This is a genomic window from Polynucleobacter necessarius, assembly GCF_900095195.1.
In the GTDB taxonomy this organism is placed as follows: domain Bacteria; phylum Pseudomonadota; class Gammaproteobacteria; order Burkholderiales; family Burkholderiaceae; genus Polynucleobacter; species Polynucleobacter necessarius_G.
The window spans coordinates 75353-87655 of record NZ_LT606950.1 but is presented as its reverse complement, the minus strand read 5'-3'; the positions used below and the strand labels follow the sequence as shown (position 1 = coordinate 87655).

The 12303-nt window shown below is 45.8% G+C and carries 10 protein-coding genes and 5 pseudogenes; 9 read left to right on the top strand and 6 right to left on the bottom strand.

The features are described from left to right. Positions 1-7: 7 nt before the first annotated feature. From mraZ to bioB, 3 genes and pseudogenes are all read right to left on the bottom strand, one after another. Positions 8-435 (bottom strand): annotated as a pseudogene (gene mraZ, locus BQ1619_RS00560) (division/cell wall cluster transcriptional repressor MraZ). Between the two features lie 290 nt (positions 436-725). Beyond that, positions 726-1355: a 2-polyprenyl-3-methyl-6-methoxy-1,4-benzoquinone monooxygenase gene (coq7, locus tag BQ1619_RS00555; protein WP_114661608.1), complete on the bottom strand. Its 630-nt coding sequence runs from the start codon at positions 1353-1355 to the stop codon at positions 726-728. 14 nt (positions 1356-1369) lie between these two features. Continuing rightward, a pseudogene (gene bioB, locus BQ1619_RS00550) lies at positions 1370-2330 on the bottom strand (biotin synthase BioB). Between the two features lie 242 nt (positions 2331-2572). On the opposite strand from bioB, the pseudogene bioA reads away from it, so the two are divergent. The 6 genes and pseudogenes from bioA (at position 2573) to BQ1619_RS00530 (ending at position 7034) form a co-directional block, all read left to right on the top strand. Further along, positions 2573-3844: pseudogene (bioA, locus tag BQ1619_RS00545) on the top strand (adenosylmethionine--8-amino-7-oxononanoate transaminase). Continuing rightward, positions 3837-4124, top strand: coding sequence for a hypothetical protein (locus tag BQ1619_RS10530; RefSeq protein WP_415065775.1), 288 nt, complete (start codon positions 3837-3839; stop codon positions 4122-4124). Before bioA ends, BQ1619_RS10530 begins: the two are co-directional and overlap by 8 nt. Beyond that, positions 4091-4930, top strand: coding sequence for an aminotransferase class I/II-fold pyridoxal phosphate-dependent enzyme (locus tag BQ1619_RS00540; RefSeq protein ID WP_415066228.1), 840 nt, complete (start codon positions 4091-4093; stop codon positions 4928-4930). The genes BQ1619_RS10530 and BQ1619_RS00540 overlap by 34 nt, the downstream gene beginning before the upstream one ends. Before the next feature lie 143 nt (positions 4931-5073). After that, the gene (bioD, locus tag BQ1619_RS08830) at positions 5074-5469 is read left to right on the top strand and encodes an ATP-dependent dethiobiotin synthetase BioD (RefSeq protein ID WP_197711797.1); all 396 of its coding nucleotides are present in this window, start codon (positions 5074-5076) and stop codon (positions 5467-5469) included. Beyond that, on the top strand, positions 5372-5800 hold the full coding sequence (bioD, locus tag BQ1619_RS08825; RefSeq protein WP_197711796.1) for an ATP-dependent dethiobiotin synthetase BioD: 429 nt from the start codon (positions 5372-5374) through the stop codon (positions 5798-5800). Before bioD (BQ1619_RS08830) ends, bioD (BQ1619_RS08825) begins: the two co-directional genes overlap by 98 nt. Positions 5801-5838: 38 nt before the next feature. Then, a pseudogene (locus BQ1619_RS00530) lies at positions 5839-7034 on the top strand (M20 aminoacylase family protein). Positions 7035-7054: 20 nt separating this feature from the next. On the opposite strand, the pseudogene BQ1619_RS00525 reads toward BQ1619_RS00530, so the two are convergent. The 3 genes and pseudogenes from BQ1619_RS00525 to apaG all read right to left on the bottom strand — a co-directional run bounded on the left by BQ1619_RS00525 (position 7055) and on the right by apaG (position 9483). After that, positions 7055-7808, bottom strand: a pseudogene (locus BQ1619_RS00525) (enoyl-CoA hydratase-related protein). Positions 7809-7833: 25 nt separating this feature from the next. After that, complete coding sequence (gene mltA / locus BQ1619_RS00520; protein WP_114661606.1) at positions 7834-8964, bottom strand: murein transglycosylase A; 1131 nt, start codon at positions 8962-8964, stop codon at positions 7834-7836. A 126-nt stretch (positions 8965-9090) separates the two neighbouring features. Further along, complete coding sequence (gene apaG, locus BQ1619_RS00515) at positions 9091-9483, bottom strand: Co2+/Mg2+ efflux protein ApaG (protein ID WP_415065773.1); 393 nt, start codon at positions 9481-9483, stop codon at positions 9091-9093. A gap of 31 nt (positions 9484-9514) precedes the next feature. Between apaG and rpe the strand changes: the two genes are divergently transcribed. The 3 genes from rpe to BQ1619_RS00500 are packed head-to-tail and all read left to right on the top strand — an operon-like array spanning position 9515 to position 12295. Continuing rightward, entirely contained in the window at positions 9515-10240 is a 726-nt protein-coding gene (gene rpe / locus BQ1619_RS00510) for a ribulose-phosphate 3-epimerase (protein WP_114661605.1), read from the top strand. After that, on the top strand, positions 10240-11745 hold the full coding sequence (gene trpE / locus BQ1619_RS00505; RefSeq protein ID WP_114661604.1) for an anthranilate synthase component I: 1506 nt from the start codon (positions 10240-10242) through the stop codon (positions 11743-11745). Before rpe ends, trpE begins: the two co-directional genes overlap by 1 nt. Continuing rightward, positions 11729-12295 carry an anthranilate synthase component II gene (locus BQ1619_RS00500; protein WP_114661603.1) on the top strand — a complete coding sequence of 189 codons (567 nt, stop codon included), beginning with the start codon at positions 11729-11731 and terminating at the stop codon, positions 12293-12295. Before trpE ends, BQ1619_RS00500 begins: the two co-directional genes overlap by 17 nt. Positions 12296-12303: the final 8 nt, after the last annotated feature.

Here is a 12303-nt window from a genome sequence, read left to right as displayed (position 1 = left end):
CCTGTCATCAAAAATTAAATTGCTTGAGTGCTTCAGGCATGCCTAGTGCAATTGCAGCCTGCTCTTTTGCAGCATACGTAGCCGCGTCCCACAACTCCAAGTGACTTCCCATACCCAGCAAGATCACTTCTTTTTCTATACCTGCGGCATGACGTAATTTAGGGCCTACCAAAACACGACCCGCGCTATCAAGATCCATTTCAGCAGCATTACCAAGAAAAATTCTGCGCCACCAATGCGCATCCATCGGAACTGAGCAACCCGCGCGCGAAAACTTTCCCACTCGGGTCTTGGGAATAGCAAGAGGCATCCGTCTGGATGTTTTGTCAGGGTGACACGTCCCTCACCCTGAACCAAAAGATCGTCACGATGCTTTGCCGGAATCGACATCCTGCCTTTTGCATCCAAATTAAGATCTGACGCACCTTGAAACACCATTTACCCCACTTTTTCACACTTCCTCCCACTTTAGAGGATCGCCATAATAGGGTCAAGTGTTTTTGGGTATTTTTAGGAATTTCTCTAATGTTTACAAACACTTAGCATCGTATGTTCATAAAATCTTTGTAATAAAATAGCTACTTGAAACAATAGCTTAGAAAATATACTTAAGATGGCATCTTAGATATATCACCTAATAATCCAAAAAATACTGTATTTATGTCCAATATTTAATAAATTAAGCAATAAATATTTCTAAAAATTTAAATCCCGTTCAATCTAAATTAAATTTTGTATGTAGTGGTAGTCATGACCTGCGAAACGGTTTGCATGATTTTCTGAACCGCGTCTGGAAGAGTTGTTCCACCAGCATGTAAAGCAGCTTGTCCATGCTCAATCTCATCGATGCGCATCTGATCAACAATTGCTCGTGAACGCTGATCTTCTAAAGGCAGTTTCTCAAGATGATTTTCCAGATGTGCCTCAACTTGATTTTCAGTTTCCGCAACAAATCCCAAGCTCCATTTGTCGCCAGCTAAACCTGCAAACAAACCAATTGCAAAAGATCCTGCATACCAAAAGGGATTGAGATAACTTGTATGTGAATCCAATTCTTTGAGGCGAGTTTCACACCACGCCAAGTGATCCATTTCTTCTTGCGCAGAATGTTCAAGCATCTTTCGAATTTGAGGATCGCGTGCTACCAATTTTTGTGATTGATAAAGTGCTTGTGCGCAAACTTCACCAACATGATTCACACGCATTAATCCTGCTGCATGTTTACGCTCAGCAGCATCAAGAATATGTTTTGTAGTCGACTGAGATTCCGGTATGGGACGGCTGGCATTTGCGCCGCCAACAATAGACCGCAAGGCGGTATCAAACTCAATAATCAGGCGATCAACCGGTGACATTGGCAGGAAAATCTCTAGACCAAAACCTCTGCTTTGCAGCTTTGTTTTGTCTTTAAGCCAAGCTCAGCCAAGAGCGCACGGTCTTGCTCTGCCTCAGGATTACCGGTAGTGAGTAGTTGCTCACCATAGAAAATAGAGTTTGCGCCAGCCAGGAAACACATAGCCTGAACAGCCCTACCAAGCTCTTGTCTGCCAGCCGATAAATGCGCGCGTGCTTTTGGCATCGTGATACGAGCAACCGCAATGGTTCTCACAAACTCAAGTGGATCTAATGGCTTTTGTTCCGCTAACGGAGTGCCCGCTACAGGAACCAAATGATTAATCGGAACCGATTCAGGATGGGGACTTAAATTCGCTAAACGCGTTAAGAATGCTGCGCGCTGTTCACGAGACTCTCCCATGCCAACAATGCCACCGCAACACACTGACATGCCCGCAGATCGTACGTTTGAAATCGTATCTAAACGATTCTGATAACCACGCGTTGAAATGACTGAGCGATAAAAATCTTCGCTGGTATCGAGATTGTGATTATAAAAATCAAGACCTGCGTCGGATAACGCTTGTGCTTGATCTGCCTCCAGCATACCCAATGTTGCACAGGTCTCAAGGCCTAATGCTTTTACGCCTTTAACCATTGCCGTCACTTTTTCGATGTCACGATCCTTGGGTTCGCGCCAAGCGGCCCCCATGCAAAAACGATTGGAGCCTGCTGCTTTTGCCGCCTTCGCGGCCTCCAAAATCTTCTAGCCCCATCAACTTTTCCGCCTTCACGTCGGTGTCATAGCGCGCTGCTTGAGGGCAATATCCACAGTCTTCAGGGCAGCCGCCGGTCTTAATCGACAGCAGAGTGGCTAATTCCACATCCCCCTCGGGGAAATAAGCCTTATGGGTCTCCTGGGCCTTGAGCATTAATTCATTGAATGGGAGGTCAAATAAAGCCTCAACCTTGGCAACGGTCCAATCACCAGCCAGATCAAGTTCTTTGCGTAATTCAGCCTTTGATTTGACTTGGGTAAGGGATTTTTCAGCGGTTTGGGCGTCCAACATGGGCAAATTCCAGAAAATAGGGTGATTCCAAGACATAAACATAACAGATACAGGGCTAAAACAGGAAAAACTAGTGGTCAAATATCAAACATGAAGGTTATTCGGGTTTAAATCAAGCCAGCCTCGTTGAACGCAGCCTAAATGCCGTTTGGCATCCCTGCACGCAGATGAAGCATCACGAATCCTTTTCATTGGTCGCGATTGCTATGGGCAAAGGGGCTTGGCTTTATAACGAACAAGGGAACGCGCTCTTAGATTGCATTAGCTCGTGGTGGACCAATTTATTTGGTCATGCAAATTCCCACATCAATAGCGCGATCACCGCACAACTCGAAAAAATTGAGCATGTCATGCTCACCGGTTTTACACATCAACCCGTAGTCGAGCTCTCTGAAAAACTGACTGCCCTGACGTAAGGCAATTTAGGTCACGTCTTTTATGCATCAGACGGCGCCTCCGCAATAGAGATAGCACTCAAAATGAGTCATCACTATTGGCAACCTAATGGCAAGTCCCAAAAGAAAAAATTTGTTTTCCTAGAAAATGGATATCACGGAGAAACCCTTGGTGCACTTGCAGCAACAGATGTTGTTATCTTTCGAGAAGCATACGGTTCACTTTTGCAAGATGTTTATACCGTAATGTCACCGGATGCGCGCAAAGCCATCAATGGCGAAAATGCAGAAGCAGTTGCAAATAAAGCTGCCATGGAAATAGATCAATTATTTGCCAAAGAACATGAGCATATTGCAGCCATTGTTGTTGAGCCACTCGTGCAATGTGCTGGCCAAATGGCCATGTATTCACCAGAATATTTGCGGCGGGTTAAAAATCTTTGCGAGCGTTATCAAATTCACCTGATCGCTGATCAGATCGCCGTAGGATGCGGTCGTGGCGATAAATTCTTTGCGTGTGAACACGCCCAAATTTGGCCTGATTTTCTAACGCTTTCCAAAGGAATTAGCGGTGGTTATCCACCCCTATCGCTATGCATGACAACCGAAAAAATTTATCGCGCCTTCTATCAGGATCAGACTAAACACAGATTTTTACATTTCCATTCGTACACTGGTAATCCACTGGCTTGTGCGGCGGCGTTAGCTTGTCTGAACCAGTTTGAAACTGAAAATGTTCTCGAGAAAAATGTGGTTCGTGCTCAAGAATTAGCCAATGCATTTGCCTGGGCAAAATCGGATTCTCGAATTGAGCATTGGCGTCAACAAGGAATGATTTTGGCTTTTGATATCAAATCCTCAGCCATTAAAAATATCCATGTATTTCCTCGTGAAATGTTCGCCAAATGTTTAAATGAGGGTGTTTTAATAAGACCAATTGGCAATACGATTTATGTCATGCCTCCTTATATTCTCTCGACTCATGAGACACAACAAATGGGGCAATCCATTCAACGCGCATTGAATGATGTATTAAATGACTAATTCCTTAAATACCTTTAAAGCCCTAAATCTGGCAGAAAATCAACTTGCCGACTTAGATCAGCAATTACTCAAGCGTAAATTACGCACCACTCAATCAGCATGTGACACAGTTGCTCTAGTTGAAAATCGCAAACTGAAAGCATTTTGTAGCAATGACTATCTTGGTCTTGCAAGCCATCCAGAAATTACGCATGCCCTATCCGAAGGCGCGCAGAAATATGGTGCAGGTAGTGCGCCTCTCACCTCATTAGTGGCCACAGCATTGCACATGAACAATTAGAAAAGCGCTTAGCCTCGTTCCAACAAAAGCATATTCCCAATACGCGGGCACTATTTTTTAGTACAGGATATCTTTCGAACTTAACCGCCATCACTGGACTTGCAAGGCTGGCACCCCAAGGAAATACCAGCATTTACTCTGCAAGACTTAATCATGCTTCACTCATTGATGGCGTTCGCTTAGCAAGCATTCAAACAAATGCCTTGATTATCCTATTTTATCATACCGCTCCAGAGTCTTTGCACGATTCACTAAAAAAAGATATCCGACCACACAGGATCATTGTGACGGATGGTGTTTTTAGCATGGATGGCGGTCTTGCGCCCATTGAAAAACTATTGGCAATTGCCGAACAATACGATGCACTCTTACTGATAGTTGATGCCCATGGATTTGGTGTCTTAGGCGATCAAGGTCACGGCATTCTGGAACAAAAAAATATTCATTCAGAGCGAATCATCTATATCGGCACCCTAGGAAAAGCAGCCGGCATTAGTGGGGCTTTTATTTGTGCGCAAGATTCATTCATTGAATGGCTGATTCAAAAAGGTCGGCCCTACATCTACAGCACGGCAACGCCGGCTGCTATCGCCCATGCATTGCTAAAAAGCCTAAAGATCATTGAATCGGATGAAGGCAAGCGACGTCGCAACCATCTTCATCGCTTAATTGATATCTGGCAACAAGAGATGATGTTTTCCACTTGGGAAAAAGTGAGTTCCTGTACAGCCATACAGCCACTGATCCTAAGTAGTAATGCCAACGCTTTACTAGCCGCAAAACTATTGGATGAAGCTGGGTATTAGATTCCAGCGATTCGACCTCCAACCGTATCAATCGGCAGCTCTCGTTTGCGCATCACCTTTTCTGCAAACCATAGCGAAGATGATTTACGCAGCTTGATCAAAAAGTTGCAATCTATTGAACAACACGTTATTGAAAAAATTTTATGAGTAACCACTCTGGATACTTTATTACTGGCACCAATACTGAAGTTGGTAAAACATTGGTATCGGGAGCCCTCATTGTCAAACTCCGAGAGCAGGGTAAATCAGTACTTGGCTTCAAACCCGTAGTTGCCGGAACATACTTAGGAAATGAGGGTCAATTACTCAACGAGGATATCGAAACCCTTCGGGTTGCCTTGGGCAACCATAATCAAGAGCTAACCCTTTGCCCCTATGTGCTGAATACTCCTGCAGCGCCTCACATCGTCGCCAAATCTAAAGGCATCGATTTAAAACTGAATGTCATATTGCATTCGTTTAGATCAATTCAGCAGCAATGCGATTGCTGTAATCACGGAGGGAGCGGGCGGCTTTTTAACGCCACTCAATACGCATGAAGACTTAGGGAATTTTGCCCAGCAAATCGGTCTTCCCATCACTTTGGTTGTAGGTATGAAATTGGGTTGCATTAATCATGCATCACTAACTGCTGAAGCAATCCATTTGCGCCATCTCAATATTGCCGACTGGATTGGAAATATAATCGCCCCCGAGATGCCGTTTTTATCCGAAAATATCGAAACGCTTCGCGCCAAAATTGATGCCCCGTTTTTAGGGTTAATTCCGACATTACCTTCCGGACTTAAAAGGCTGACAACAGCCCATACGCTATTGAAGCGCTTGAATTTGCTGCGCAGCACATTCAGTTACCAGCGTAAAACCCCGTAATTCATGCACTACAGCCTACTTTGGGCTAAGATGAAAGGATGCATTTACTTCCTGAAATCATTGAATCTGCAGAGACGATTCAAGAAATTCGACGCAATATTCATGCGTATCCAGAATTGCGTTTTGAAGAAACACGCACATCCGATTTAGTCGCAGAGGCACTCTCCAGTTGGGGAATCACGGTATTTCGTGGCATGGGCAAAACTGGCGTTGTTGAAAGATTGGATGGTGATCTTGGTCCAGAAAAATGATTGGTTTGCGCGCCGACATGGATGCGTTACCACTACAAGAACATAATAATTTTTCCCATACCTCCCAATATCCCGGAAAGATGCATGCATGCGGTCACGATGGTCACACGGCAATGTTATTGGGTGCTGCACAGTATTTATCTAATCATCGTGACTTCAGCGGTACGGTGATTTTTATTTTTCAGCCAGCCGAAGAAGGTGGTGCAGGTGCGCGAGAAATGATCAAGGATGGTCTGTTTGAACAATTTCCATGCGATGCTGTCTTTGGTCTTCATAATTGGCCAGGATTATCCGCGGGCCATTTTGGAGTAACGGCTGGGCCCATGATGGCTTCTAGCAATTCGTTTGAGATCACGATTACTGGCAGAGGTGGTCATGCCGCCCTCCCTCACAATAGTGCCGATCCCGTTCTTGCTGGGGCGCAAGTGGTACTTGCCATACAAAGCATCATTACACGCAATAAACGACCTGTTGATGCAGCAGTTCTTTCGGTAACGCAATTTCATGCGGGCGAGACTAGCAACGTGATTTCAGACAACGCGTTTATTGGCGGTACTGTGCGTACTTTTACGTTGGAAGTATTGGATTTGATTGAGCAACGTCTGCGCGAGATTGCCCATAGTGTTGCTAGCGCGTTTGATTGCCAAGCAGAAATTCGATTTGATCGTAACTATCCGCCGCTCATTAATCATGAGAAAGAGGTGGAGCTCGCCAGTGGAGTAATGAACGAATTGGTTGGCAAACAAAATGTCAATACAGCAATTGATCCCACCATGGGTGCAGAGGACTTTGCATTCATGCTGCTCGATAAGCCAGGATGCTATGTCTTTTTAGGTAACGGCGATGGAGATCACCGCTCCGTTGGCCATGGCATGGGACCTTGCCATCTCCATAACCCTTCCTACGATTTCAACGATGCATTAATTCCAGTGGGTGCAAGTTACTGGGTCAAGCTCGCGCAGCGCTATCTAGAGCAATCCTGACGCTTTAATCAGGCCCGTATTCAAGAGTTGGTAAATTTTGCTGGGAGTTTTTCAATAAACGCAGCCATCCCCTCTTTTTGATCATTCGTTCCAAAGCAGGTATGGAATAAACGCCGCTCAAAATGAATACCCTGCGAAAGTGTGGTTTCGTAAGCTGTATTTACCGCCTCTTTGACCATCATGGTGGTTAACAAAGGCATATCTGCTATCTACTTGGCGATCGCTTTAACTTCTTTTAATAAATCTGCCTTCGGGAAAACGCGTGCCACTAAACCAGAACGCTCCGCTTCCGCAGCATCCATCATGCGACCCGTCAATGCCAAATCCATAGCCTTAGCCTTTGATACGGGTCGTGGTAGTCGTTGCGTACCCCCAGCATCAGGAATAATTCCTAATTTAATTTCTGGCTGAGCAAATTTTGCATTATCAGCCGCCATAATGGCGTCGCACATCATTGCTAATTCACAACCACCCCCCAATGCGTAACAGGTTTGCGAACTTTTAGCAGATGCCCCCAGTTGCTCGAAATAAAATCCTGGCGATACACGTCTTGTAAACCACGCTTAGCCATAGAAGCAATATCGGCTCCTGCGGCAAATGCCTTTTCGCTGCCAGTCACAATAATGCAGCCAATGTTGTCATCGGCGTCAAAACGAAGCAGCGCTTCACCAAGCTCGTCCATCAATTGATCGTTGAGTGCATTTAGCACTTCGGGACGGTTCTGATCGTAGCAACCTTGCCATCAATATCGGTCAATATGGTTTTGTAACTCATGAGTTACTCTCTTCGTTAATATTTATTAACGGGGTAACAATAACCACATCTTGCCATTTTGTTTCATTCGACCAGCCATTTCTCCAGCGGCATCCCCCGAACCCCAATAGTAGTCAGCTCTGACACCGCCCACGATCGCTTTACCCGTATCTTGTGCCATGACTAGCTTTTGCAAAGGCTGGCTACTTAAAGGCTTGGTCGTTGACAAAAAAACGGGGGCTCCAGGTGGCATTGCCTGAAGATCAATGGCAATACTTCGCTCACCCGTCAATGGAACACCCAATGCACCAATCGGCCCCAAATCAGCGTCCACATTGCTGGGGAGCTCTTTAAAGAAAACAAAACGGGGGTTTGCGTTAAGCATTTCATTCACGCACTTAGGATTGCGTTTTGCCCATTGCGAGATGCCTTGCATGGTTGCTTCACTGCGAGTGATTTCTTTTCTATCCAATAACCATTGAGCAAATGATTTAAAAGGTTGATCGTTAGTGCCAGCAAACCTCAAGCGAATAACTCGACCATCTTCCAGTCGAATTTTTCCAGAGCCTTGTATTTGCATAAATGCAGCTGCTACTAGATCTTGTACCCAAGCAATCTCAGACCCCTTCAAAATTCCTGATCCAATTAAATCGGCTCGCGTGGGTCCTGGATTGGGCTTCGATTTTTTCCATGCATTTGGATAACCATAGAGCGGCACGTTGTAGATACTCGTTCGATTCAACGATCCATTCATCACAGGCTCGTAATACCCTGTGATGAGACCGCTATCACCCCCAGACGAATTGCGAATTTCATAGACCTGAAAGTAACTTTCGAAATAACGTCGCATCGCTGGTGTGTCTCGGCTTGATACATTGCTAGCTTGGGCGCAAGCCTGGCGCCAATTCAATTCACCACTACGTTTACGTAACGCATCGCAGCTCTTGAGCCATGCAGGCCATGCTTGCGATAAATCGTCCTCCTGCCAGCCAGGCAAAGCTTGCCAGCTTACGGCACTAAAACTGGCAATGGGAGAACTATAGGCGGATGGGGCACCTCCTGAGCCGCCAGAACGATAGCCCGTTCCTCGAGTCAGCGGTGTAGAGCAACCCGCAACTAAAGCAGCAATCACAATAGCGAATACACTTAGTTGAAATAATTTAATTTGAAAAATCATGATTGCTAATTTACTAGATGAATACCCAATGCTTCTGTTTGTCATTGAGGGTGCTATTGCCTTAGGACTGTTGTTATTCATCGTTCTGTGGACCGGCAAAGGGAAAAAGTAAGCAGCGATTGATTGTTAGTGCAGAGTGCGCGGCATTACTAAAGCAAATTCAGGTATTGGGGCCTGAAAGAACTGAGCATCTTCCGTAACGCAAAAATACTCCCCACGCATCGTCCCTGCAGGCGTAGGTAAGGTGGCCCAACTGGTGTACTCAAAATGCTCGCCTGAGCGCAGTAAAGGCTGCTGGCCTACGACCCCCAAACCTCGAACCTCTTGCACGTCGTTATCCCCATCGGTGATGAACCAATGGCGCGCAATCAGCTGGATACTGGCTGATCCCGTATTGCGAATCGTGACCGTGTAGGCAAAGGCAAATTGACGATTATCGGGCTCAGATTGGTCTGGTAGGTACTGAGTCTTGACCGTAATACTGATTTCATGGGGGTTCACGTTCGAATTCTGCTCCATTCCAAGGCCAACTGCAAGCTAGAATCTAGGGATGGAAAGCCAAAAAACACCATCTCAAAGTCAATTTCTGATTGCCCCTTCTATTTTGTCGGCTGACTTTGCCTGCTTAGGCAAGGAAGTACAAAACGTTTTATTGGCAGGCGCTGACTGGATTCACTTTGATGTGATGGACAACCATTACGTTCCAAATCTCACTATTGGCCCTTTAGTGTGTGAGGCTATTCGTCCATATGCAACCAAAAATGGTCAGCCAGCGCTAATCGATGTTCATTTAATGATTGAACCGGTTGACCGCATCGTTCCCGATTTTGCAAAAGCGGGTGCAAACCTCATAATCTTCCACCCGGAAGCTAGCCCCCACGTCAATCGCACACTCAATTTGATTCGCGATCAGGGTTGTCAAGCAGGTCTCGTATTCAATCCCGCAACTCCCTTAGATCATCTTGATCGCACTCTTGATCTCATTGATCTCGTGCTGCTCATGTCGGTCAACCCTGGTTTTGGCGGCCAATTCTTCATCCCAAGCACTTTGCAAAAAATTGCTCAGGTACGCAATCGATTGGACCGCTACGCCACCGAAACTGGACGCCATATTCGTTTGGAAGTTGATGGCGGTATTAAGGTCGATAACATTGCTCAAGTTGCAAAAGCGGGTGCAGATACCTTTGTTGCCGGCTCTGCCATTTTTGGACAAGACAATTACGCACAAGTGATTGAGGCGATGCGCTCTGAATTAGGAAAGCTAGGAAAAGCCTGATGTTGCGTGAAGAATTTAACGCCCTAGCAAAGCAGGGTTTCAATCGCATTCCTCTCGTGAAAGACGTCTTAGCGGATCTCGAGACTCCTCTCTCGCTTTATGTGAAATTGAGTCAGGCATTTGGCAAAAAAAATACGTATTTGTTGGAGTCCGTTTTAGGAGGAGAGCGTTTTGGTCGCTTCTCGTTTATTGGTCTTCCTGCCAAGACCATCATTCGCACCGTAGGCGCTCCCACCAAACCAGTCAATGAAGTAGTGACTGAAGGCAATGTCGTCGAAACCAATACTGACAATCCACTGGATTTTGTAGATGCCTATTTCAAGCGCTTTAAGGTGGCAGTGCAAACTGGTCTTCCACGATTTTGCGGTGGCCTCGCTGGTTATTTTGGCTATGACACCGTGCGCTATATTGAGTCTCGCCTAGCTAAACACGATCTACCAGATGAATTAGGCGTGCCCGATATTCAACTCATGCTCACTGAAGAGTTGGCAGTGATTGACAATGTTGCCGGCAAAATTTATTTCATTATTTATGCCGATCCCAATGTCTCAGATAGCTTTGAAAAATCCCAAGCTCGCCTAAAGGAACTACTGGCCTGTCTGAATCAACAAGTGGCTATGCCACCTTCATTAGCAAGCTCTAAGACTGAATTAATCCGTAAATTTAATGCGGCTGATTTTGAAAATGCGGTTCGCAAAACCAAAGAATACATTTTGGCCGGCGACTGCATGCAGGTTGTTATTGGCCAGCGCATTAGTAAACCCTTTACCGATTCTCCACTTGCACTCTATCGCGCATTACGCTCGCTAAATCCGTCGCCATACATGTATTTCTATGACTTTGGCGATATGCAAATCGTAGGATCTTCCCCAGAAATCTTGGTTCGCCAAGAAAAACGTGCGGCAGAAAAAATTGTGACAATTCGCCCATTGGCCGGCACCCGCCCTCGCGGTGCCAACCCAAAGGAAGATGAGCGCCTTGCAAAAGAACTACTGGCGGATCCAAAAGAAATTGCTGAGCACGTCATGCTCATCGACTTGGCCCGCAATGATGTGGGTCGCATTGCGAAAACTGGATCAGTTAAGGTAACTGACTCCATGTCGATTGAAAAATATTCTCACGTACAACACATTGTGAGCTCAGTCGAGGGTGACCTCTTAGACGGCATGAGCAATATGGACGTATTGCGCGCAACCTTTCCTGCGGGCACTTTGTCTGGCGCCCCAAAAATTCGCGCCATGGAAATCATTGATGAGATGGAAATTGTGAAACGTGGCGTTTATGGCGGTGCAGTTGGCTATCTTTCATTCTCAGGCGATATAGATGTGGCAATCGCCATTCGTACCGGGGTGATTCGTGAGGGTATGCTGCACTCCCAGGCAGGTGCTGGTGTAGTAGCCGATTCGGATCCAACCACCGAATGGAAAGAAACTGAAGCTAAAGCACGCGCAGTTTTAACGGCAGCAGATTTAGTACAAGGAGGACTCGATGCTCCTAATGATTGATAACTACGATTCTTTTACCTATAACCTCGTTCAATACTTTGCTGAGCTAGGCGAGGACGTCAAGGTATTTCGTAATGACGAAATTTCAGTGGGTGACATCGCCAGATTGAATCCAGCGCGTATTTGCATTTCACCTGGTCCTTGCAACCCAACAGAAGCAGGGATTTCTGTCGAAACCATCAAGCACTATGCAGGAAAAATTCCCATCTTAGGTGTTTGCCTTGGGCACCAAGCAATTGGTGAGGCATTTGGAGGTAAGCTCGTACGAGCTCAAAAAGTGATGCATGGCAAAACTGACAGCATTCATCACACTGGAGTAGGTGTATTCAAAAACTTGCCAGACCCATTTAAAGCGCCGCGTTATCACTCCCTGGCTATCGAAAAAGCAACCATGCCTGCTTGTTTAGAGATTACAGCTACCTCTTCTGAGGGTGAAATCATGGGTGTACGCCACAAGGAGCTTGCTGTTGAGGGCGTGCAATTCCACCCTGAATCAATACTGTCCGAGCATAGTCATGCCCTGCTCAAGAACTTCCTACAAAGCAAATAAATCATTTC

What these genes read in the sequence shown, in the direction of transcription:
- BQ1619_RS00500 (WP_114661603.1), top strand. Translation starts at nt 11,729, where the DNA reads ATGCTCCTAATGATTGATAACTACGATTCTTTTACCTATAACCTCGTT.
- BQ1619_RS10530 (WP_415065775.1), top strand. Translation starts at nt 3,837, where the DNA reads ATGACTAATTCCTTAAATACCTTTAAAGCCCTAAATCTGGCAGAAAAT.
- coq7 (WP_114661608.1), bottom strand. Translation starts at nt 1,355, where the DNA reads ATGTCACCGGTTGATCGCCTGATTATTGAGTTTGATACCGCCTTGCGG.
- bioD (WP_197711796.1), top strand. Translation starts at nt 5,372, where the DNA reads ATGTCATATTGCATTCGTTTAGATCAATTCAGCAGCAATGCGATTGCT.
- bioD (WP_197711797.1), top strand. Translation starts at nt 5,074, where the DNA reads ATGAGTAACCACTCTGGATACTTTATTACTGGCACCAATACTGAAGTT.
- apaG (WP_415065773.1), bottom strand. Translation starts at nt 9,483, where the DNA reads ATGGAGCAGAATTCGAACGTGAACCCCCATGAAATCAGTATTACGGTC.
- rpe (WP_114661605.1), top strand. Translation starts at nt 9,515, where the DNA reads ATGGAAAGCCAAAAAACACCATCTCAAAGTCAATTTCTGATTGCCCCT.
- trpE (WP_114661604.1), top strand. Translation starts at nt 10,240, where the DNA reads ATGTTGCGTGAAGAATTTAACGCCCTAGCAAAGCAGGGTTTCAATCGC.
- mltA (WP_114661606.1), bottom strand. Translation starts at nt 8,964, where the DNA reads ATGATTTTTCAAATTAAATTATTTCAACTAAGTGTATTCGCTATTGTG.